The sequence below is a fragment of the uncultured Thiocystis sp. genome (assembly GCF_903866365.1).
In the GTDB taxonomy this organism is placed as follows: Bacteria; Pseudomonadota; Gammaproteobacteria; order Chromatiales; family Chromatiaceae; genus Chromatium.
Genome location: NZ_CAIPNF010000295.1, coordinates 1 through 20227, shown reverse-complemented (window position 1 = coordinate 20227; position 20227 = coordinate 1). Strand labels below are relative to the sequence as shown.

The following is a 20227-nucleotide window of genomic DNA, read 5'->3' as shown; positions in this document are numbered from 1 at the left end:
GACGATGCCAACGTGGTGCGCTTTTGCGAACTGGTGCGCGCGATGTCCGAGCAGGTTCAGTTCATCTTCATCAGCCATAACAAGGTGACGATGGAGATTGCCGACCATCTGCTGGGGGTCACCATGCACGAGCCGGGCGTCTCGCGGCTGGTCTCGGTGGACGTGGACGAGGCGGTTCGGCTGGCGGCGGTCTCCTGAATCGGCGTCATTGCGGGACAATACAGCCTCGACGCACGTTGATATACTCGAAGCATCCCTCTCAAACCGATTTTACAACCTGAATTCGCATGGACCCCAATACCCTCCGCCTGATCCTGATCGTCGTCGGCGCCCTGCTGATTCTGCTGCTCTATCTGTGGGAACGCCACCGCGAGCAAGCAGCGGAAGACGAGGGAGACGAGGAGGATTTCGATGCCGGAGAGGATGTCGATTCGCCTTATGGTGTCCCTAAAGGCAAACAGGAACCAACGCTTGGCGCGCTGGATGAAGGCCGTGCCGTTGTCTACGCAAGATCGGCGTCGCGCTCCGAGGGCCAATGGAACGACGATGACGGCGAGCGCGAGGATGCGCCTCGCCCCAAGCCCAGACCGGTCGCGTCCGGATCCAAACTCGAAGCGCTGTTGATTCAGGTCAGCGTCAGTGCGCGCGGGCAGCCGTTTCCGGGGCCGGCGCTGCTGGACGTGGCCGAGTCGTGCGGACTGCATCCGGGCGAGATGGACATCTTTCATTGTCTCGACGAGTTCGACGACGAGACCCGGGTCTATTTCAGCATGGCGAACATGGTCAAGCCGGGAACCTTCCCCTTCGACGACATGGCGGATTTTTCCACTCCCGGTCTCATGCTGTTCGCGCAACTGGAGGGTAACCCGGAAGACATGACCATCCTCGACGAGATGATCGCCACGGCGCGCAAGCTGGCCATTTCGCTCGCTGGCGATGTCCTCGATGACTCCCGTCGCTCGCTGACGGTGAAAAAGCAGGACGAGATGCGCCAGGCGGTGCTCAACCATCAGCTGCATTGGTCAAGGATCGAGCGGCGGTGAGCCTCCCCGCTGACGCGCAGCCGCGCGCCGAGTCACTGCGCGCCCGGATCCGCTACCACAATCATCGCTATTACGTGCTCGACGATCCGGAGATTCCGGATGCCGAGTATGACTGTCTGATCCGCGAACTCCAGACGCTGGAGACCGAGTATCCGGCGCTGGTGACGCCCGATTCGCCGACTCAACGGATCGGCGGCCAGCCCCGCCCCGAATTTCTCGCCGTCCGTCATCGCGTCCCCATGATCTCGCTCGATAACGCGATGAGCGACGCCGAACTGCTGGAATTTCACCAGCGTCTCGTCAAATCCCTCCAGGACGACGAAGCGATCCTCTATCTCGCCGAGCCCAAGCTCGACGGTCTGGCCGTGAACCTGCGTTACGAACAGGGCATCCTGATCCAGGCCGCCACGCGGGGCGACGGGACGACCGGCGAGGACGTGACGCAGAACGCGCGCACCATCCAGACGATTCCGCTGCGTCTGCTCGGGGAGGACTGGCCGGCGATCCTGGAGGTTCGCGGGGAGATTTATATGACCCGCGCCGGCTTCGCGCGGCTGAACGCGGAGATGCGGCGCAAGGGTCGGGCACCCTTCGCCAACCCGCGCAACGCGGCGGCCGGGAGTCTGCGTCAGCTCGACGCGCGGATCACCGCCGGGCGGCCGCTGGCCTTCTGTTGTTACGGTTGGGGCGAACTCTCGGCGTCACCCGGCGCGAGTCAGTTCGCCATGCTGCAACGCCTGGCCGCGTGGGGCGTGCCGATCTCAAAAGAACTGCAACAGGTGCGGGGGCTGGAGGGCTGCCGCGACTACTTCGCTGCGCTGAGCGAACGGCGCGACGGGCTGGATTACGACATCGATGGCGTGGTGTTCAAGGTCGATCGACTGACGGATCAGGTCCGTCTCGGGGCGACCGCGCATCATCCGCGCTGGGCGATCGCCCGTAAATTTCCGGCCCAGGAGGAACTCACCGTGGTCGAGGCGGTGGAGTTTCAGGTCGGACGCACCGGCGCGGTGACGCCGGTCGCGCGGCTGCATCCGGTCCAGGTCGGCGGCGTGACCGTCGCGAACGCGACCCTGCATAACCTAGACGAGGTGATTCGCAAGGATGTGCGCATCGGCGATACCGTCATCGTGCGGCGTGCCGGCGAGGTGATCCCGGAGATCGTGCGGGTCGTCCCCGAGCGGCGTCCGCCGGATGCCCGCGCGGTCGAATTGCCGAGTCAGTGCCCCGTCTGCGGCTCCGACGTGATCCGTCCGGAGGGCGAGGCGATTGCCCGCTGTACCGGCGGACTCTATTGCCCCGCCCAGCGCAAGGAGGCGATCCGGCATTTCGCCTCGCGCCGCGCGATGGATATCGAGGGTCTGGGCGAGAAGCTGATCGAGCAACTGGTGGATCTGGACTGGGTGCGCGAGCCCGCCGATCTCTATCGTCTGACATCGGAACAACTCGCCAGACTCGAACGCATGGGCGAGAAATCGGCCGCGAACCTGCTCGCGGCGCTGGAGAAGAGCAAGGAGACCAGCTTTGCCCGCTTCATCTTCGCGCTCGGGATTCGGGAGGTCGGCGAGACCACCGCCCAGACCTTGGCCGCGCGCTTCGACGGGATGGCGTCCCTGATGCAGGTGCGCGAGTCCGATTTTCTCCGCGAGTGCGGGATCAAGGGAATCGGCAGCGAAACCGCAACCGCGCTGCATCGTTTTCTGGCCGAGCACCCGGAACGGGAGCCGGACGGCGCGCTGGCGGACTGGCTGTCCGGACTCGGGATTCGCGGTCTGACGCCGGCGCGCGCGGCCCGGCTGGCGGAGCGCTTCGGGAGTCTCCAGGCGCTGCGCGCGGCCGAACTGGAGGATCTCTATTGGAACAGCACCCGTCTGGTCGAAGGCGTCGGCCCCGTGGTCGCCGCCCATCTCGCGGGTTTTTTTGCCCAGGCGCACAATCGGGAGGCCATCGAGCGACTGCTGGCGGCTGGAATTCGCTGGCCGGAGACCGCACCTGAAGTCAGCGCCGCAGGCGAATCGCCGCTGGCCGGCAAGACCTTCGTCATCACGGGCACGCTGAGTCGCCCGCGCGATGCGATCAAGGAGCAACTGCAAGGATTCGGCGCCAGGGTCTCGGGCAGCCTCTCCAGTAAGACCGATTATCTGCTGGCGGGCGAGGCGGCGGGCTCGAAGCTCGACAAAGCGCGGGCGCTCGGCATCCCGGTGCTCGACGAGACCGGACTCGCGGCTCTGCTCGCTCAAGAATAAGAATCGCCCCCTACCATTACCGCAATCGGAGACGCCATGACCGAGTTGACGAAAGAACAGGAAATCCTGATTGCCATGCGCTGGACCCTGTCGGCGATCGTGAAGGATGTCACGCCGCCGCCGGGAATGCGTCATCCGCTGTCGGATGCAACCATCCAGGACGTGCGGAAATGTCTGGGCTTGATCGCGGCGCGCGAAAAGGAACTGGCCGACGAGCAGGGGCGCGGCGGCGAGCGTCCCTATTATGCCGACGCGCCCCAGAGCGTCCAGGTGGTTCCGATCAACCGCATCAAAAAGCGCGGGGATTGAGAGCATGGCCGATCCGATCCTGCGTGACGGTTGCTCCCAAGCGCCTCGCTGCTCTGTCGTTGTCCTGGCCGCGCTGGTCGCGGCTATGGGGAGCGGATCGAGCGTTGCCGCCGCCGCTCCAGACGATTCCAGCCCGGATTGGAGCTATGCGGGCGAGTCGGGGCCGGCGCATTGGGGCGAGTTAGCCGCGGCGAACGAGACCTGCGCCAAGGGTCTGTCGCAATCCCCGATCAATCTGTCGCAAACGCAACCGGTTGTCTTTACTCCACTGAGTTTTCAGTATCGCTCCCAACGTCTTGAGGCCGTCAATCGCGGACATGGCGTGCATGTTCTCTCGCCCCCCGGAAGCGCCCTGCTGGTGCGTGGCGATGCCTACGATCTGGAGGAATTCAATTTTCATGTGCCAGGAGAACACGGTTTCAATGGCGTCACGGCCGAGGCCGAAATCCATCTGGTGCACCGCGATCGTCAGGGGGGATACGTCATCGTCGCTGTACCGGTGCGCGCGGGCGAGCGCGAGAACCGCATCCTGTCGCGCATCCTTGACTATCTGCCGATGCGCAGCGGGGAACAGGTGAGGTACCGTCAGGTCGGGATCAACCCGATCTTTCTGTTACCCAACGATCACAGTTATTTTCGCTATGAGGGATCCCTGGTCACGCCGCCCTGTACCGAACCCGTGCTGTGGTTTGTCATGAGGGAGGCGCTCGAAGTCAGTCCCTGGCAGATTCAGCGGATGGCCCAGGCGGTAGGCACGAACGCGCGGCCGCTTCAGCCGCTCAATGGACGGCCGGTCTTTTCGCTGTTTCGGCAGTGATGCGGAGGATGCCAAATGAGCGACGATGCAGGCTCTTGCCGAGCGGGTGATTGATCGCGACAAACTGCTGATTTTTCAGATCCTTCGGGGCGTCTCTCAACCCCGTCCCGAAGGCTCGATTCGCTGGAAAACCGCCGGCTTACTTTGCGGAAATCTCTTGCTCGGCCACGGCGATCAAGACCGGCGCCGTGACCTCTTCGGGTAACTCCGTGAACTTCTCGACCAGGGACGGCCACAGCAAGTTGTAGTAAAGCTCGCCACGGACTAGTACCACGCCCTCGGCGGGTATTTTGTAAACCAGCTCGCGGGTCTCGTGGGCTTTCAGCCGACTGTCCTTGCCCGCCTTGGTCGCCGTCGGGGGCGGCGCCGGGTTGCCTTTATCGTCCGCCAGACCATAGACGAAGTACGCCTGCGGATCGTCCTTGGCCGGATGGCCCTTGGCGTTCTCCCACACCACCTCGCCGCTGGCGTTATAGGCAGTTAATTTCAGATTGAGGTTGCGGAAGGGCGCGCCGGTGGGCATCGCATGCGGTTGCAGGTTGCGGATCCAGACGGTGGTCTCGATGCTGTCGCCCGCGGGTTTGCTCTTGAGATCGAAGACGATCGAGCGTTTGAGCATGCCTTCGTGGTGGCCGCCACCCATGGTGTGATCGGCAAAGCCGCCGGCGACGGGCATATGACAGGTCTGGCAGGCGACCTGACTGCCGCTCGCGACGAATTCGTTGCCGGTTTGGCAGAGCGGCACACCTTGCGGGTTGTCGCGCTGGTCGTGGCAGCCCATGCAGGCATCGGAGGTGCGGAGTTGGATCGGATTCGCTTCCATGTTTAAGGCTGGGATTTGCTTGCCGTCCAGTTCCACCGCCTCGCCAAGATGCGGGTTCGGCTTCTGACTGTCTGCTGACTCGTCGACGGCGCCGCCGAACAGGTCGTCCGCCGCGGTCAGTTTCTGAAGTCCGCGCGGGAAGCCGGCGGGGGCCTGGAGCGTATCGGCGACTTCATACGCCTTGAGTCCATAGCGGATTTTCCCCTTCTCGTCCTTGATGCCCTGGTAGCTTTTCAGCGTGTGGCAGGCCACGCAGTTGACTCCTTCGCTGTAGGCGGTGTGTGCGTCGAGCTTGGTGGTCTGGTCGCGGGCGGCGTTTGGGGCATGGCACTGGAGACAGAGCGGGAATTTCCCAGATTTCTGGTGGAGCATCCCCTCGGCGGTCGGATCGCCGACTTCCATTTGATAAAAAGTGCCATGAATGGGGTCGGAGAGCGCAGTGCTTTGGGCGTGCATCGAGCCTTTCCACTGCTGATAGATGTCTTTATGACAGGTCTCGCAGACTTCGGACGAGATGCGGTGGATCGGTTCGGCCTCCTCGGCAAGCGCGACCGGCGCCATCGAGCCAGCGCCGATTCCGAGCGCAAGACCCCAGGGTAAGAATGACAATACGAGTCGGATACGCATGCTGTGTCGCTCCTCTTTATCTTGGTGGTTATTTTGTAAGCCGCGTCGGCTGAAAACGGCACGGATGATTTTCCGCGCGGCTGCATGCATTGTTTGTCAGCCCTATTGGAAACGATAGTGAGCGAGGTCAATAAAAGGCGATCGTCAGAATCATTGAATCTGGTTATTTTATGGATTGCTAATTGACTTGAAATAAGATCGCTCGCGAATCGGATTGCCCGAATCGTTTTGATTCCTATACTCCGCGTTCAATTGCATCAAGGCCGGATCACGAGGTCGTTCTCATGTCAAAACCCGCGTTGTCGAAGCCCTTGCATTGGGCCTGGATCCTTCTGTTGTCCTGCCTGGTCGGCGGCGGTCATGCGCTCGCGGACAAGGTCAAACTCGATCCGGGAAACTGGGGGCATGAGGCAGGGAAAGACTGCGTGAGCTGTCATGCCAAGGCATCGGCGGGACTGGCCAGCGAGTGGCGGGAGAGCGCGCATCAGGCGGCGGGCGTCAACTGCATGGATTGTCATCAGGCCGAGCGCGCGGACGCGGATGCGATCGAACATGAGGGACAGATCATCGCGACCATCGTGTCCCCGAAGGATTGCAGCCGCTGCCATGAGAAGGAATTCGCCGAGCAGCAGGGCTCGGTCCACGCGGAGGCTTTCGCGATGATCGAGGAGCGGTTGCCGGCGCTGGCGGACAATGTCGGGGGTCCGGGCATGCGCGCGGCATCCTGCGATCAGTGTCATGGCTCGCGGGTGAAGGTGAAGGGTGATGGGACGCTCGATGCGGCGACCTGGCCGAATTCCGGCATCGGCCGCATCAATTCGGACGGATCGAAAGGCTCCTGCTCCTCCTGTCACGGGCGTCATCGCTTTTCCAAGGCCCAGGCCCGCGAGCCGGAAGCCTGCGTGCGTTGTCATTCCGGCCCCGACTCGCCGGACAAGGAGATCTTCGAGGCATCCAAGCACGGCATGCTCTATGTCGCCCAGCGCGACGAGATGAATCTGCAGGCGCCCGAATGGGTCGCGGGGCGCGACTACACCGCCGCGCCGACCTGCGTGACCTGCCACATGGGGGCGGCCGGCAAGCTCCCGTCCAGTCATGATGTCGGGATGCGCAATGCCTGGAGTCTGAATTCGCCGGTCTCGCGGCGTCAATTGCTGGTGGTTTTCGAGGACGGCGGCAAGCTGGAACTGCCCGCGAGCGAACCGGTGCCAAAACGGGGCAGCGAGCTGACGCGCCCGGATGGCACGGTCGGCAAGGTGAAGTCGGTCGCGACTCCGGAGCGCCGTCGTCAGGCGATGAGCATGGTTTGTCTGGAGTGCCACGGGAAAACTTTCACCCAGGGCTTTATGGATCAGTTCGATGGGGTGGTGGAACTGTTCAATGGCAAGTTCGGCGAGCCGGCGCGGACCATCATGGCGGGACTCTACGAACAGAGTCTGCTGACGCCGACGCCTTTCGACGAACCGATCGAGTTCACCTATTGGGAGCTCTGGCACGACGAGGGCGCTCGTGCCCGTCATGGCGCGTCCATGATGAGTCCGAATCATGCCTGGTGGGAGGGGATGTATCTGGTCGGGCGTAACTTCTACGCGCGCTTTCTGCCGGAGGCGCGGGCGGTCGCCGGGGCGCGGGCCGCTGAACTGGTCGAGGCGCATCTGACGGACCACGAACAGCATCAATGGCTGAACCGTCCCGATCGGTCCAGCACGATTCTTGGATTCGGCGTGGGGGAGGGTCGCTGATGTCCAGTTTTGGCGCGCCGCTGTTCATCACCCGGCATGTTCTGCTCGCGCTGGTGGTCGGCGGACTCGGCGGGGTGCTCCTGATGGCCTTTCTGATCGAGTTCGACCACTTCACGAGCAGCAATGAATTCTGCACCAGTTGTCACTCCATGACCTATGCCGAGGACCGCTATCGGGAGACGGTCCATTACGACTCGGCCTCCGGGGTGCGGGCTTCCTGCGGGGACTGTCATGTCTCGGAAGGATTGCTCGCGGCGACCTGGGACCATGCGATCGGCGTCAAGGATCTGATCAAGCAGTTTCTGGGGCCTGACGATGACGATCCGGTCATCAACACTCTGCATCTGCCCGAGGCGGCCTTCGCGGCGCGTGCCTGGTTTCGCCAGCGCGATTCGGCCACCTGTTCAAAGTGCCACACTCAGGAGGCGATTTTGGGCAAGCGCGCCGACACGGCGGCGATTCATCGCGAGGAGACCGAGGGCAAGACCTGCATCGATTGTCACTACAACCTGGTCCATCGCAAGGTGCCGGATGAACGGATCTTCAAACGCGAGGCATGGAACCGGATGGTCGAGGAGGAGTTTGGACTGGAGCCGGGCATGGCGGACAGGTTGATGACGGAGCCAAAGCAAGCGATCGGCTCGCTGCCTGCGCGTTCGGAGTGATCGCCTTAAACCGCGTCAGCGCCGACGCCGGCTGGTGCATGCGAATCCAAACCGAGGCACCGACGCTCGTCGGTTATGCCGGGACGCGGTTTAGTGCAGACAGTTACCGAGTCGCTGGGCGTTGCCGGGAAGCACCGCGATGGCGAACGCGATGGCCAGGGTCAGGACGCCGGTGAAGACCAGCAGCAGTGCCGTATGGGCGGTCGGAACCATCAGGCCCGTGGTTTCGGCGAGCAGGAGCAGAAGCGTCCCGGAGACAAACAGCGTTGCGGAAAGAATGACGGCCGCGCGCATGGTGTGACAGGTGATCATGGTCGTTCTCGATGAGTCGAAGCATAATCATATTCTAATATAAGTTTTCGCTAATGCAATGACTGAAGCAGTATTCGACCGAAGGATTCGGTCGGAATTGCGAGGGGAGGCGCGGTTTGATTGGCCGTCAAAGAGTGTAGCCGAACCACAAATCGAATGGTGCGACCGGATGGCGAGCGGGACGAGACCCTCTCCCCAGAAGGGGGAGAGGGCGCTGAACGCGGGTGTCCGGGTGATTATTTTTTCTCGGGCGCGGCCTCTGGCGCATCTTTATTCGGCGTGACCTTCACGATCTCCTCGTTGAGTTCGACCATGGCGCTGTTACGCATTTCGGCGATCTTCTCGCCGATCTTCTGACGTTGTACCAGGGCGGTCAACTGAGGTTTCGCGTTCTCGAAGGTAGGCGGTTCGGCCTTGCGGGTTTCCTGCAGATTGATGACATGCCAGCCGAACTGCGTTTGCACCGGGGTCTTGGAATAGTCGCCGGGCTTCATGGCGGCAATCGCCTCGGCGAAGGGCGGAACCATCTGTTTCGGGTCGAACCAGCCGAGATCGCCGCCGTCCTTGCCGGTTGGCCCGGTGGAGTACTTTTTGGCCAATTCCGCGAAATCGCCCTTTTTATCCAGTTGCTTGATGATCTTCTTGGCCTCTTCCTCGTCCTTAACCAGGATATGGCGGGCTTTGTACTCCGTCCGCACGGCCTGTTCCTTGACCTTCTCGTAGGCCGCCTTGAGTTCGTCCTCGGTGGGCTTCAGTTCCTCGGCCATCGCGGATAGCGCGGCGTTGGACATTACCTTCATGCGCTCCAGTTGCAGCGCCGCGACGACATTGCGCTCGCCTTCGAGCTTGCGGCGTTCGCCTTCCTGCGAGGCGACGACCAGACCCATGAATTCGTCGAATGCCTGCTGCTGGAAGGCCGGACTGTTTTCGCCCTGATTCTGCTGCATCCGTTCCAGATAGAACATCCGGAAGACATCCAGCGGGTAGGGAGTGCCGTTGACGGTGGCAATCAGCGTGTCGGGCGAATCGGTGTCCTTGGCGTCTTCCGCGAAACTGCTTCCCGCGGCAAACAAGACACAGAGCAAAAGAGGCAGACGAGCTGTCTTCATAACGAAGGCTTCCATTGAAATGAAAAGATTGGATTTTAACGGAATGTTAAAACATTAGGGAAAGACTTGCTTGAACGGTTTGACCCGGACATCTTGATAGACACCCGCCTCACGGTAAGGATCCGCAGCGGTCCAGGTTTCCGCCGCGCCCAGGTCCGCAAACTCCGCCACGATGAGCGACCCCGAAAAACCGGCCTCGCCGGGCTCCGGGCTGTCGATGGCGGGATGGGGCCCGGCCAGAACCAGCCGCCCTTCGTCCAGCAAGGCCCGCAGGCGTTCGAGATGGGCGGGTCGGGCGCGTTGGCGGTCAGGCAGGCTGTTGGGGCGATCGACAGCGATGATGGCGTAGAGCACGTCAATCGGTCTCCAGTGTTTTGGGATCTTCCTTCATATGACGGGCCAGGTAGAAGCCCTGTGCGATCACGAAGGCGAGCGTCATGCCCATCATACCGAAGAGTTTGAAGTTCACCCAGACATCCTCGCCATCCTTGGCGACCTGGCACAGTGCCAGCAACTCGCCGGCATAGGTCGAGGCGCAGTCGGAGAGATTGATTGCGGTCTGGCCGCTGGCGCCGATCAATGCCTGTTGAGCGTCGAAAAATCCGCTTGCGCTGTAGACCACGAAGAGATTGGTCAGCCCCAGGAAGATGAAAAACCCCGCCCAGAGCAGGTTCAGGCGTGCCCAGATGTCCGACGGAATCTCGATGGCGTGACCCATCATGCGCTCGATCAGGGTGCGCTTGCCGATCGCTTGACTGCCGAGAAAGGCCGCCGCGAACAGCCAGTTGACCAGGGTCGGTTTCCACATGACGAAGATGGGGTCATGGAGCGCGAGGGTGAGTCCGCCGAAGACCGCCAGTAACGCCAGCGTCACCAGATGCATCGTTTCGACGCGCCGGTGACGCAGCCAGAACCAGCCGACCTGGAGCGCGGCGGCGGTGATCGCCACGCCGGTGGCGACGTAGATGTCGGTCAGTTTGTAGACGATGAAAAACAACAGGATGGGGAGAAAATCGATCAATAGCTTCATCGGTGATTCCTTGCGTGGGTCCGCGCGCGGGCGGGATATTTAGGCGGTTTCCAGGAAAGCGTCTACCGGAAGCAAGGCATCAAATGGACAGGATTCACAGGATTTTTCAAGATTGACAGGGGATAAAAACAATCGCTTCTCTCCTGTTCATCCCGCGAAATCGTGTCAATCCTGTCCATTATCAGCCTCTCCGCAGGTCGATTTTTCAGGACATCACCTTAAACCTGGTGAGCATAAGACCCGAGGGCGGTTGCGGTAAAGCGAGTCTTTCATCTTGTATAGTGACGCGCGTTTCATTGGCATTGTTGAATCCGGGAGGATCGATGTGGAACTGATCACGGCGTGGGTGGGTACGTTGAACGGTCTCGTCTGGGGGCCGCCAATGCTGGTGCTGATTCTGGGCACCGGTTTTTTTCTGATGATCGGGCTGCGCTTCATGCCGCTCTTGAAACTTGGCTTCGGTTTTCGGATGCTCTGGCGCGGACGCAAGCAGCAGGGCGCGGGCGACATCACGCCCTACAACGCCTTGATGACCGTGCTGTCGGCCACCGTCGGTACCGGCAATATCGCCGGCGTGGCGACCGCGATCTTTCTCGGCGGCCCTGGGGCCATTTTCTGGATGTGGTGTACGGCGCTCGTGGGGATGGCGACCAAGTATGCGGAGGCGGTGTTGGCGATGCACTACCGCGAGGTGGACGGCAAGGGTAACCACCTGGGCGGTCCCATGTACTACATCAAGCTTGGGCTGGGCCGAAAATGGGTCTGGATGGCCACTGCCTTCGCCGTGTTCGGGTTCCTCGCCGGGTTCGGCATCGGCAATACGGTACAGGCCAATTCGGTCGCGCATGCGGCGCAGAGCGCCTTCGGCATCCCGCTTTGGGTGAGCGGCGTGGTGATGGCGGTCTTTTCCGGACTGGTGCTGCTGGGTGGCATCCGGCGCATCGGCGAGGTCTCGGCCGCGCTGGTGCCCTTCATGGCTGTCACCTATGTGCTCGGCGGACTGGTCGTGCTGGCAACCAATCTGGATCAGATCGGACCCGCGTTGGAACTGATCTTCGTTCAGGCATTCTCGCCAACGGCCGCCGCGGGCGGTTTTGCTGGCGCGACCGTCGCCGCCGCGATCCAGTTCGGCGTGGCCCGGGGGATCTTTTCCAACGAGGCCGGACTCGGCAGCGCGCCGATCGCCCACGCCGCCGCGCAATCCGATGATCCAGTCGCGCAGGGGACGGTCGCCATGATCGGCACCTTCATCGACACCCTGGTCATCTGCAGCATCACCGGGCTGGTGATCGTGGTTTCCGGAGCCTGGACATCGGGATTGAATGGCGCCGCGCTGTCTTCCGCCGCCTTCGAGCAGTCGCTTCCCGGCGTTGGTTCCTACATCGTCGCCATCGGGCTGGTTCTGTTCGCCTACACCACGATTCTCGGCTGGAGCGTTTACGGCGAGCGGTGCGCCGAATATCTGTTCGGCGAGCGGATCATCACGCCGTTTCGCATTTTGTGGGTGCTCATGATTCCCGTTGGAGCGCTCGCTCAGTTGGACTTCATCTGGCTGGTCGCCGATACCCTCAATGCGCTGATGGCGATCCCGAATCTGATCGCGCTGTTGTTGCTTAGTCCGGTGGTCTTTCGCCTGACCCAGGAATACTTCGAGCGGCAACCCGCACTGGCCGACGAGGCGCCGCTGCCCTGAGTCGGGCGGTGACGGGTCTAACTCGCTTTCGAGCCCCCCAAGCAGGGGGGCGATTCGGGTGTACCACCCTTCGCGTGCCATTCCTCCGGCGTCCAGGTATGGAGCGTCAAGGCATGCAGTCCGCTTTTAAGCTCGTCCGCGAGGAGTTGATTGAGGAGCCGATGGCGGTCGATGATCGGGGTGTTCTCAAAGACATCGCTGACAACCAAAACCTTGAAATGCGACTCGGATCCTGCCGGGACTGAATGCATGTAGCTTTCGTCAACGAGATCCAGGTACATGATGGGGTTGAGCGATTCCTTGAGCATCGCCTCGATGCGTTGTTTGCGATTCATGGCTTAACCTCAGAATAATAAGCCCTAGGGAGTGGTCTGGGTCAGTCATCAGACCCGGTGAAGCTTGTTTCCGCGCCGGATGCAATCGACGCCGCGGCCCACATCGTCTGGGCCGCATCCATGACCTTGGCCAACTCGCCGGCCAGCGAGGAGGCTGCGAGCGCTTGGCGATCGAGACCCTCGGTTCTGCCGTACAGACTCAGTTGCAGATGCTCGACCGAACGCGCGTGAAGTCGAAGATCCCGCAGAAGATGCGTGAATTCACTGCGTGTCGGCGCAGTGCCAAGCACCCGAAAGAGATCGGCGAATGCGTCGAAGAGTGGCTGGGCGCTTGGATCGAGACCGAAATCGCTGGGACAATAACGCACTTGTCGTTCGGAGACGCGCCCGATCCAGATCCGGAAACTCTCTTTCTGCAGCGAATGGTAGAGCGGTTCTTCCGAAATCAGAAACAGCAGCAGATGGCGCGGATTCGCGAAATAGCGGCCTTCGAGGACAGTCCAAACGCCACTGCGGACCAGACGGTGGACGCGGATATGCTCGCGGAAGTCGGCGGCGTGCAGTTGATCGAGGATCAGCACCGTCGGTTCGCCCTCGCTTTGCGCGCAGGCCTCGCTGACGATCTGATCCAGCGGGGCGATCGGGGGTTCCTCCCGGCCCAGTTCATCGCGGCTCGGTGGCAGGATGATCTCCGGCAGCGGCGGATGCTCGTCGGTAAAATCGTGATACAGAACGTGCGGATAGTCCAGCGCATGGGCAAGCGCGGTGGCGAACGCGGTCTTACGACGTTCGCCATCGCCCTCGATGTTCAGGGTCCGCACTCCCCGCGTCGGGCTTTCGAGCAGACAGCGGAGCTGGAATTCGTAGTCGTCGTTGGACTCGAATCCGTGTTCCGCCAGTTTTTCGCGCAGACTCGGCATGGACGAAGCTTAACCCGGACGGGGCGCCGCTCCAAGGACGATCGTTTACCTTCGAGGTCAAATCTCGGCGGATTATGCGGGGAAGCTTCTGGTCACTGCCGATGGTCCGCGGCCTGGAGCCGTCTCGACACCTCGACGTATCCGCCTGCGCTGTCCCAATCCATGGCGGTCTTGCCGTCGAAGTCTTTAAGCGTAACATCGGCGCGGTGATGCAGCAGGGTGTCGACGCTCTTGGCGTGGCCCTGTTTGGCGGCCCAGATCAGGGCGGTCCAGCCCTCGGTGGACTCCTGATGGTCGACCATGGCGCCGCGCTGCAATAAAAGATCCACGGTATCGGCATGATTGTTCGAGGCCGCGAGCATCATGGCCGTATAGCCGCCCTTGTCCATGGCATCGACGCTGGCCCCGGCATCGAGCAGGCGCGCAACGACCGGCGTATGTCCATAGAGTGCGGCCTTCATCAGCGGAGTCCAGTCGCAACTGTCCCGAACGTCGGGTTGGCGATGCTTCGCGAGCAGTTGGTCCAGTGCATCCAGATCGCCTTGCTCGGCGACTTCGAGCAGGGCCTCGCCGGCACTGGCGGATTCGTTGTTGGAGCCCGACGGTCCGCAGGCCGCGAGGCCCGTCAGGGTGATGGCGAGAGTGATGGTTTGGGCAAGTTTCATGCTGGGGCATTCTCCGCACCCGGAAGTCGGCGGCCAATGAGAATGCGCAAGACTGACGATACCTCAAGGGCGGGTCGAACAGTCTCCATGACGGCACCGCGCGACGATTTGAGAGCCATCCTGGCAGAAGACCCGGTGCTCCTCCCACTCCTGACCGCTCGACTCCAATTGTGTCGCCTGCTCGCTCAGTTCGCACCCGCGACTCTGGGCGTAGCGTTCCGCGGCATAGGCCCAGGTGCCGATCGGTCTGGATGACAGGGAGGGTGAGGGTGTCATGTCCCCCATGATCGGGGGCGAAGACGCGAGGGGGAGGCTGGATGGGGCGTCATGACGGGCGTCCCATTTGCCTCGCAGCGAGAACAGCGCATGCGTCAGATTGTCGGCATAGCGTCCCGTGACATCCGTCATCCATTCGCGATCCGTCAGCGGCCATTCCACTTCTTCGGCACTCAAAGAGACGCGCACACCCGATGACTCCTCGTCAAACGCCGCTCGGATCCGCAACAGCTTCTGTACGACCAGGGTTCCGTCTGTCTCGTCGCCTTCGAGAACCTGTTCGAAGAGCGCCGTGCCATGAGTGACCTCCTGAATGCTCCAGCCCCGACGGGCCGCGCTCTCGACGGAGAACGCACGGGCATCGCTCAAGGTGGCCCCGACGAGCAGGACTGCGGGGTTTTGCAGCGCCTGGGCGATGGCGAGACCCGATAGGAGGAGTCCGGTCACCAGGACCAGGGCGGCGGCGCGTTCAAGTCGTGCTTCGGTTGACATTCCAAGCGGCTCGACGCGTTGGCGATTGGCGCGATGAGATCATTCATCGCGCCGTCGCGGTCATAACAATCCCTGACAAATCCCGTTGCTGCATTTGACGAGAAAGCTGTCGCTGCCGACACAGGGCACCTTGTGGATTTCGCCATCCGCGCGGGCTTCGATCAGTTCGGTGCCTAGCCCTTTGACCTGACAACCGCGCTCGCGGGCATAGTTTTCCGCGTTGGCGGCCCAACTCACGGACGCAGCGACTGGCGAGCGGGTGGCGGGGAGCGCCATCATGTTGGCCTGTCGTGGGTTAGCGTCCAATGATTGGAGTGGTGCGTTAGCGACAGGTGCCGGGGACGAAAGCGAGGTGCCTGAAGCGTTTGCCCTACCGTCTACGACCGGAGCGCCTCTCGAAGCGATGCCGCGCGGTTCGGGGGCGGGACGGAGCGTGGAGCTTGTGGCGGTTCGTGGAACCGATTGGACGTCTGATTTCCGTGACAGACTGCGAAAAGGCTGCTCGGTGCTGACAGGGGGCACAGGCGCTGGCGCTGACCGTGGACGCGGCGTAGATGCGGTGGACGTTTGCGTCAGGTTGGTTGCAGGGGCTGTCTGACCGGTCGCGACGCTTGCAATGTCATCGGTCGCTGTCGCGGTTTTGGCTGGCGCGTTGCCCCAAGCGTCTTTCCAGCCCTCGGCGGGTGGCGTGGCGCGTGCAATCCGGCCACGATTCGTCGACCAGACGTTGCTCAGGGACGTGAGGGACTGCGTGAGCGAGTCGCGGTAGTTCTCCGTATAATCGGTGCGTGTGGGATCTGTTTGGCCCGGAATCGGGGTCACCAGTTCGGCTTTGGTCGCGATCTTGACCCCGCCGGACTGTTCGATGAAATACGACGTCACCTCAAGCAGTGAGCCTGGCCCCAAGGACGAGCCAGGGCGAACGGGCGGGACGCCGGTCAGTGAGTTCGCGTCGAGCGGACGTTGGACAACGAGCCGATCGTCGGTCGACTGGACCATCATCCAGCCTTTGCTGCGGGCGGCGCCCATGGCAAACGCCTTCACCTCCGTGCGTGTCGCGCCAGGCAACAGTATTTGCGGGAGACGGTCGAGGTTCTCTGGCTCGACCGCCTCAACGGGGGACATAGCCATGTCTCGGGATGGATTGCCCGCGCAACCACCGAGCCCCGAACCGAGCGTCGCCAAACAACAAATGATGGCAATTAGACGAACATTCACCAAAAATTCCTCTCATCAATAACGGGCAAGCGATGCATGTGAGACGCGGAGCCCAGACAATTTTTCATTTGCGAAATGGTAGCATAGCGTCGTCAGGATCGGCGGTGTCTTGCTCTGTCGCATCTGTCTACGCGCAGCCTGTCGGATGGGCGCCAAATTGAATGCCTGTGCTTCATTTCTCGCTCTGTAATCATCACTGAATTCAACATCATGTCGACGCCTGACCCTAACCATTGGAAAGAAAAATATCTCGCCACTCTCGATGACATCGAGACCCGGGAAAAGGCCTGGGCGCAGGTTGAGAGCATCCTTCGTCAGTCGCTTTCGCGACTCACGCTGGTCGCCGAGACATCCGACAAACGTCTGAGCGAGCAACTGGAGTCTCTGCGCATCGCGATTCGGAAAAACGCGACGGCCAGTCAGATCGGCAAGCTGATGGAGGAAATCTCGGGCTCCATTCTGCGTCTCGACCAGCGGTGCGATGGCGTTGACGACATCAATCTCCAACTGTCTCGGCTCGAAGACAGCCTGGACGCCATCCGCGTCCCGGCTGGATTGAAGCAGGACACCCGCGAACTGAAAAAGCGGCTTCGCGCAGCTCGACAGAGCAACGATCTGAAGCCAGCGCTGGACGCGTTTTCCGCTTATACGCATAAGCTCATCGCCTGGTTGGACGCGCCGCAACAGGACCACGGCGAGGGGTTGTTCGGCAGGCTGTTCGGAAGTCGGCAGATCGACGAGACCAAAGAGAACCCCGACGCCCCGGCGCTTGACCGGACAGCACAAACCGTCCCGGACGCCAGTCCGGAGTTGCTGCCAGCGTTCAACCAAGTGCTGTTCGATCTGCTCCATCGTTTGGATCTGCCCACGACGTTATCCGAGCCGTTCCAACATATCGCCGCCCTCCTGCGCGAGCCCCCCACGCCGGATTCAGCCCGTCAGGCCGTGGCGGAAATCGCCGAACTGATGGCGAAAACGCGCCAGCATGTCGAACGGGAGAAAAAGGACATCGAGTCCTTCCTGTCTCAACTCACCGGACGCCTCCAGGAACTTGACCGTTATCTGGAGGATGCGGTCGGATACCGTGGACAGACCGCCAGGCAAGGCGAAGTCATCGACAACAGCATGTCCGCCGAAGTCGACGGAATCCGCAAATCCGTGAATGACGCCGAAAATATCGATCAGCTCAAACGATCGATCCAGGCGTATCTAACCAATATTCAGCTCCATATGGATGCCCGCAAACGTCTGGAGCAGGATCGCTTGAAAGCAACGGACATGGAGATCAGTCAGCTGCGGCAGGCGCTGAACAAGGTACACGAAGAAAGCGGAGAACTGCGGACGCGCTTAAGTCAGGAACGTGAACGCGCGTTGCATGACGCCTTGACCGGACTCAATAACCGCCTCGCCTATGACGAACGAATCGCCGAGGAATGCGATCGCTGGAAACGCTATGGCAGGCCCACCGTGCTGAGTATCTGGGATATCGATCATTTCAAGCGAGTCAATGACCATTTCGGTCATAGCGCCGGGGACAATGTCCTCAAGATCCTCGCCAATCTGCTCCGAAAGCATACGCGTAAAAGCGACTTTCTAGCCCGGTTCGGGGGCGAGGAATTCATGTTGCTGCTCCCCGAAACGGACATCGAGATGGCTTTCGAGGTGGCGGAAAAACTCCGCCATCTGATCGAGGCGGCGAAGTTTCTCTATCACGGTCTGCCGGTTCCGGTCACCATGTCGTGCGGATTGGCCGAATGTGTCGTCGGCGACACGCCGGAGAGCGTTTACCGTCGGGCCGATGCGGCACTCTATGAAGCAAAACAGGGCGGGCGCAATTGCTGTCGGATTGCGGCAGCGGATCCGGAATAGCGCTTTCACGGGTTGGCAAAATTTTGATCAGCGCCCGGATTCGGATCGCCGATCAATCCGTTGTCGTGCAATCACACAGCTTATCCACAGAAAAACTCACGCAAATTGGGGACAACCGTCTTTCCGCTCGTGCCCACGGATGATGGGAATTCGCTTGAGACTGACAGCGACTACTCTTATAATTATCAGTCTTATTGCCGATGTAGCTCAGTTGGTAGAGCAACGCATTCGTAATGCGTAGGTCCGGGGTTCGAATCCCCGCATCGGCTCCAACAAATCAATGACTTACCAGTTTCAGCTTTGGCGGTGTGCCGGAAAATGTGCGGCCTGACTCAATGCGGGCCGCTGCATCCGCCAGATGTTCCGGCGCCAAATGCGCATACCGCAACACCAAGTCGTAACTTGCCCAGCCGCCCATCGCCATCAAATCCTGCAACGAGGTTCCGCCCTGAACATGCCAGGAGGCCCAGGTGTGCCGCAAATCATGCCAGCGGAAATTCTCGATTCCCGCGCGCTTCAGTGCTTTATACCAGGCCGATGTTGATACCTGTTCGACCGGATGTCCCTGGTACGTAAACACCCATCGATCATCTCGACCGATCCATTGCATTAGCACGTCGCACGCATCGGCGTTAAGGGGTATTCCGATGGCGCGGCGGGCCTTGGCTTGGTCCGGGTGAATCCAGGCCACGCGGCGCTGCATGTCGATCTGGCCCCACTCCAGCTTGGTCACGTTGGCACGACGCAACCCCGTCGCCAAGGTGAATCGCGCCATGTCAGCCAAGTGATCTGGCAGTTCCTTGATGAGCAGATCTGCCTCCTCCCGCGTGATCCAGCGAATTCGCTGATTGGGCGCTGAGTACGTCCGCACTGCCGGTGCCCGGTCGATCCATTCCCACTGGCGTTCGGCTCTCCTGAGAATCGCCCGGATCAGCGCGACCATGCGGTTTTTGGTTGCGGGCGCGGTCCCGACACGGGCCTTGGCGGTCTGATCGATCCTTTCTGCCGTGATCTGGTCGAGATACAGCGTCCCGAAATGTCCATCCAACCAGCGACAGAGACTGATGTCATCACGGCGGCTGGCCTTGTGCTCGGTCTCATCCAGTCACCGCACCACGGCTTCCTGCCAGGGTGTGGCGCTGTCGAACACCCACACGTTCCTGGTGCCACAATTCCCGCTTCAGCTTTGCCTCATACTCCTCAGCGTCTTTCTTGGTTTCCGTGCCAGTGCTTCTTCGTATTTCTTTGCCGTCTGGTGTCGTGAAACGAGTCCACCAGTGACGGCTGTTGGGTCGGCGGTAGAGCATGTCTTGATCCTCGTGCTTGGCTCTGCCGCTCGCGCAGGATTAGCGTACTGCGCACGCAACCACGTTGCCAGATCCTCATCGAGAAATACCCATGCCTTACTGGCTCGTGCCCCTGGTATCTCGCCTGCAACCGCACGGCGGCGTAGCGTTTCAGGGTGCATCCGTAAGAAGGCGGCGGCTTCGTTGAGATCGAGCGTGTTCATGTGGAAGATTCGCTAAGCGGTCATGGTGCCAATGCCGGACGCGGGATGCGCCGGCTTCGAGGCACAGATTTTGATGGCGATTTGAGCGATGCAAATTCCGCGCAACAGAAGCACAAGAGCCAGACCAACTTAAAATCAATAAGTTAACAGCGAAGGTTTGCGCTAAAATCTTTCGCGCATATGAGCGAACCAATCTTAAGCGTGCGATATCAATATGCTTTTCCAACTTGGCTTTGGGCGTAAATATTCGTCCCAACTTTTTTAGCCTAGCGCCTATTCGTACACTTTTAGGATATGATATTGCGCCGTCGCGATTGACACCGAGTATCAATAGATGGAGAAAGCCCATGGGTGTTCGGGGTTTTTTCTCGAATTTTCAATGGTATAAATACTTCAGGAATAGAACACTAATTCTACTTTGTTACTTTAATTCAAACACATTGACTATCCCGTCGCGGTCAGCTTGTAATAACGCTCGATATCCTTTTGCCTTTGCTCATGCCTGACCCGCATTTGCTTGATTCTT

General features: G+C 60.8%; 21 protein-coding genes and 1 tRNA gene. 10 read left to right on the top strand and 12 right to left on the bottom strand.

From position 1 onward, the window contains the following. From QZY07_RS16965 to QZY07_RS16945, 5 genes are all read left to right on the top strand, one after another. A partial coding sequence (locus QZY07_RS16965; protein WP_295405302.1) for a hypothetical protein occupies window positions 1–198 on the top strand: 198 nt, incomplete at its 5' end. Window positions 199–287: 89 nt separating this feature from the next. Then, on the top strand, window positions 288–1043 hold the full coding sequence (locus QZY07_RS16960; protein WP_295405300.1) for a cell division protein ZipA C-terminal FtsZ-binding domain-containing protein: 756 nt from the start codon (window positions 288–290) through the stop codon (window positions 1041–1043). Continuing rightward, window positions 1040–3289 carry an NAD-dependent DNA ligase LigA gene (gene ligA / locus QZY07_RS16955; RefSeq protein WP_295405298.1) on the top strand — a complete coding sequence of 750 codons (2250 nt, stop codon included), beginning with the start codon at window positions 1040–1042 and terminating at the stop codon, window positions 3287–3289. The genes QZY07_RS16960 and ligA overlap by 4 nt, the downstream gene beginning before the upstream one ends. Before the next feature lie 36 nt (window positions 3290–3325). Further along, the gene (locus QZY07_RS16950) at window positions 3326–3598 is read left to right on the top strand and encodes a segregation and condensation protein A (RefSeq protein ID WP_295405296.1); all 273 of its coding nucleotides are present in this window, start codon (window positions 3326–3328) and stop codon (window positions 3596–3598) included. A 4-nt stretch (window positions 3599–3602) separates the two neighbouring features. Further along, window positions 3603–4415, top strand: a complete 813-nt coding sequence (locus QZY07_RS16945) for a carbonic anhydrase family protein (protein WP_295405295.1) — start codon at window positions 3603–3605, stop codon at window positions 4413–4415. A 139-nt stretch (window positions 4416–4554) separates the two neighbouring features. Here QZY07_RS16945 and QZY07_RS16940 read toward each other — a convergent pair whose 3' ends face one another. Beyond that, window positions 4555–5865: a cytochrome c family protein gene (locus tag QZY07_RS16940; RefSeq protein ID WP_295405293.1), complete on the bottom strand. Its 1311-nt coding sequence runs from the start codon at window positions 5863–5865 to the stop codon at window positions 4555–4557. Window positions 5866–6149: 284 nt separating this feature from the next. Between QZY07_RS16940 and QZY07_RS16935 the strand changes: the two genes are divergently transcribed. Both QZY07_RS16935 and QZY07_RS16930 read left to right on the top strand, forming a co-directional pair. Continuing rightward, entirely contained in the window at window positions 6150–7607 is a 1458-nt protein-coding gene (locus QZY07_RS16935) for a multiheme c-type cytochrome (protein ID WP_295405291.1), read from the top strand. Next, window positions 7607–8272, top strand: coding sequence for a NapC/NirT family cytochrome c (locus tag QZY07_RS16930; protein ID WP_295405289.1), 666 nt, complete (start codon window positions 7607–7609; stop codon window positions 8270–8272). The genes QZY07_RS16935 and QZY07_RS16930 overlap by 1 nt, the downstream gene beginning before the upstream one ends. A 90-nt stretch (window positions 8273–8362) precedes the next feature. Here the strand turns inward: QZY07_RS16930 and QZY07_RS16925 are convergent, their stop codons facing one another. The 4 genes from QZY07_RS16925 to QZY07_RS16910 form a co-directional block, all read right to left on the bottom strand. Further along, window positions 8363–8584 (bottom strand): hypothetical protein, encoded by a 222-nt coding sequence (locus tag QZY07_RS16925; RefSeq protein ID WP_295405288.1) that lies wholly within the window; start codon window positions 8582–8584, stop codon window positions 8363–8365. Between the two features lie 236 nt (window positions 8585–8820). Further along, window positions 8821–9693, bottom strand: a complete 873-nt coding sequence (locus tag QZY07_RS16920) for a peptidyl-prolyl cis-trans isomerase (RefSeq protein ID WP_295405286.1) — start codon at window positions 9691–9693, stop codon at window positions 8821–8823. 54 nt (window positions 9694–9747) lie between these two features. Next, entirely contained in the window at window positions 9748–10047 is a 300-nt protein-coding gene (locus QZY07_RS16915; protein WP_295405284.1) for a YciI family protein, read from the bottom strand. Window position 10048: 1 nt separating this feature from the next. Continuing rightward, the gene (locus QZY07_RS16910; protein ID WP_295405282.1) at window positions 10049–10723 is read right to left on the bottom strand and encodes a septation protein A; all 675 of its coding nucleotides are present in this window, start codon (window positions 10721–10723) and stop codon (window positions 10049–10051) included. Window positions 10724–11048: 325 nt separating this feature from the next. On the opposite strand from QZY07_RS16910, the gene QZY07_RS16905 reads away from it, so the two are divergent. After that, entirely contained in the window at window positions 11049–12416 is a 1368-nt protein-coding gene (locus tag QZY07_RS16905; protein WP_295405280.1) for a sodium:alanine symporter family protein, read from the top strand. 17 nt (window positions 12417–12433) lie between these two features. Here QZY07_RS16905 and QZY07_RS16900 read toward each other — a convergent pair whose 3' ends face one another. The 5 genes from QZY07_RS16900 to QZY07_RS16880 form a co-directional block, all read right to left on the bottom strand. Continuing rightward, window positions 12434–12751 carry a BolA/IbaG family iron-sulfur metabolism protein gene (locus tag QZY07_RS16900; protein WP_295405278.1) on the bottom strand — a complete coding sequence of 106 codons (318 nt, stop codon included), beginning with the start codon at window positions 12749–12751 and terminating at the stop codon, window positions 12434–12436. Window positions 12752–12792: 41 nt separating this feature from the next. Continuing rightward, on the bottom strand, window positions 12793–13671 hold the full coding sequence (locus QZY07_RS16895) for a hypothetical protein (RefSeq protein WP_295405276.1): 879 nt from the start codon (window positions 13669–13671) through the stop codon (window positions 12793–12795). 92 nt (window positions 13672–13763) lie between these two features. Further along, the gene (locus QZY07_RS16890) at window positions 13764–14336 is read right to left on the bottom strand and encodes an ankyrin repeat domain-containing protein (protein ID WP_295405274.1); all 573 of its coding nucleotides are present in this window, start codon (window positions 14334–14336) and stop codon (window positions 13764–13766) included. Window positions 14337–14399: 63 nt separating this feature from the next. Continuing rightward, entirely contained in the window at window positions 14400–15104 is a 705-nt protein-coding gene (locus QZY07_RS16885) for a hypothetical protein (protein ID WP_295405272.1), read from the bottom strand. Between the two features lie 60 nt (window positions 15105–15164). Further along, window positions 15165–15383 (bottom strand): hypothetical protein, encoded by a 219-nt coding sequence (locus QZY07_RS16880; protein ID WP_295405270.1) that lies wholly within the window; start codon window positions 15381–15383, stop codon window positions 15165–15167. Window positions 15384–16532: 1149 nt separating this feature from the next. Here QZY07_RS16880 and QZY07_RS16875 point away from each other — a divergent pair. Together QZY07_RS16875 and QZY07_RS16870 are read left to right on the top strand one after the other, a co-directional pair. Beyond that, window positions 16533–18191 carry a diguanylate cyclase gene (locus tag QZY07_RS16875; RefSeq protein WP_295405267.1) on the top strand — a complete coding sequence of 553 codons (1659 nt, stop codon included), beginning with the start codon at window positions 16533–16535 and terminating at the stop codon, window positions 18189–18191. 196 nt (window positions 18192–18387) lie between these two features. Beyond that, window positions 18388–18463: transfer RNA gene (locus QZY07_RS16870), tRNA-Thr, on the top strand. Between the two features lie 5 nt (window positions 18464–18468). Here the strand turns inward: QZY07_RS16870 and QZY07_RS16865 are convergent. Together QZY07_RS16865 and QZY07_RS27515 are read right to left on the bottom strand one after the other, a co-directional pair. Continuing rightward, window positions 18469–19239 (bottom strand): site-specific integrase, encoded by a 771-nt coding sequence (locus tag QZY07_RS16865; protein ID WP_295405266.1) that lies wholly within the window; start codon window positions 19237–19239, stop codon window positions 18469–18471. A gap of 132 nt (window positions 19240–19371) precedes the next feature. Beyond that, a complete protein-coding gene (locus QZY07_RS27515) occupies window positions 19372–19701 on the bottom strand; it encodes a helix-turn-helix domain-containing protein (protein ID WP_363184394.1) in 330 nt (109 codons plus the stop codon). Window positions 19702–20227: the final 526 nt, after the last annotated feature.

Bases quoted from the DNA above. Each gene is read 5' to 3' on its own strand.
- QZY07_RS16960 (WP_295405300.1), top strand. From the start codon at position 288: ATGGACCCCAATACCCTCCGCCTGATCCTGATCGTCGTCGGCGCCCTG.
- QZY07_RS16925 (WP_295405288.1), bottom strand. From the start codon at position 8,584: ATGATCACCTGTCACACCATGCGCGCGGCCGTCATTCTTTCCGCAACG.
- QZY07_RS16950 (WP_295405296.1), top strand. From the start codon at position 3,326: ATGACCGAGTTGACGAAAGAACAGGAAATCCTGATTGCCATGCGCTGG.
- QZY07_RS16890 (WP_295405274.1), bottom strand. From the start codon at position 14,336: ATGAAACTTGCCCAAACCATCACTCTCGCCATCACCCTGACGGGCCTC.
- QZY07_RS16930 (WP_295405289.1), top strand. From the start codon at position 7,607: ATGTCCAGTTTTGGCGCGCCGCTGTTCATCACCCGGCATGTTCTGCTC.
- QZY07_RS16935 (WP_295405291.1), top strand. From the start codon at position 6,150: ATGTCAAAACCCGCGTTGTCGAAGCCCTTGCATTGGGCCTGGATCCTT.
- QZY07_RS16875 (WP_295405267.1), top strand. From the start codon at position 16,533: ATGTCGACGCCTGACCCTAACCATTGGAAAGAAAAATATCTCGCCACT.
- QZY07_RS27515 (WP_363184394.1), bottom strand. From the start codon at position 19,701: ATGAACACGCTCGATCTCAACGAAGCCGCCGCCTTCTTACGGATGCAC.
- QZY07_RS16910 (WP_295405282.1), bottom strand. From the start codon at position 10,723: ATGAAGCTATTGATCGATTTTCTCCCCATCCTGTTGTTTTTCATCGTC.
- QZY07_RS16880 (WP_295405270.1), bottom strand. From the start codon at position 15,383: ATGATGGCGCTCCCCGCCACCCGCTCGCCAGTCGCTGCGTCCGTGAGT.
- QZY07_RS16895 (WP_295405276.1), bottom strand. From the start codon at position 13,671: ATGCCGAGTCTGCGCGAAAAACTGGCGGAACACGGATTCGAGTCCAAC.
- QZY07_RS16920 (WP_295405286.1), bottom strand. From the start codon at position 9,693: ATGAAGACAGCTCGTCTGCCTCTTTTGCTCTGTGTCTTGTTTGCCGCG.
- QZY07_RS16945 (WP_295405295.1), top strand. From the start codon at position 3,603: ATGGCCGATCCGATCCTGCGTGACGGTTGCTCCCAAGCGCCTCGCTGC.
- QZY07_RS16940 (WP_295405293.1), bottom strand. From the start codon at position 5,865: ATGCGTATCCGACTCGTATTGTCATTCTTACCCTGGGGTCTTGCGCTC.
- QZY07_RS16900 (WP_295405278.1), bottom strand. From the start codon at position 12,751: ATGAATCGCAAACAACGCATCGAGGCGATGCTCAAGGAATCGCTCAAC.
- QZY07_RS16885 (WP_295405272.1), bottom strand. From the start codon at position 15,104: ATGTCAACCGAAGCACGACTTGAACGCGCCGCCGCCCTGGTCCTGGTG.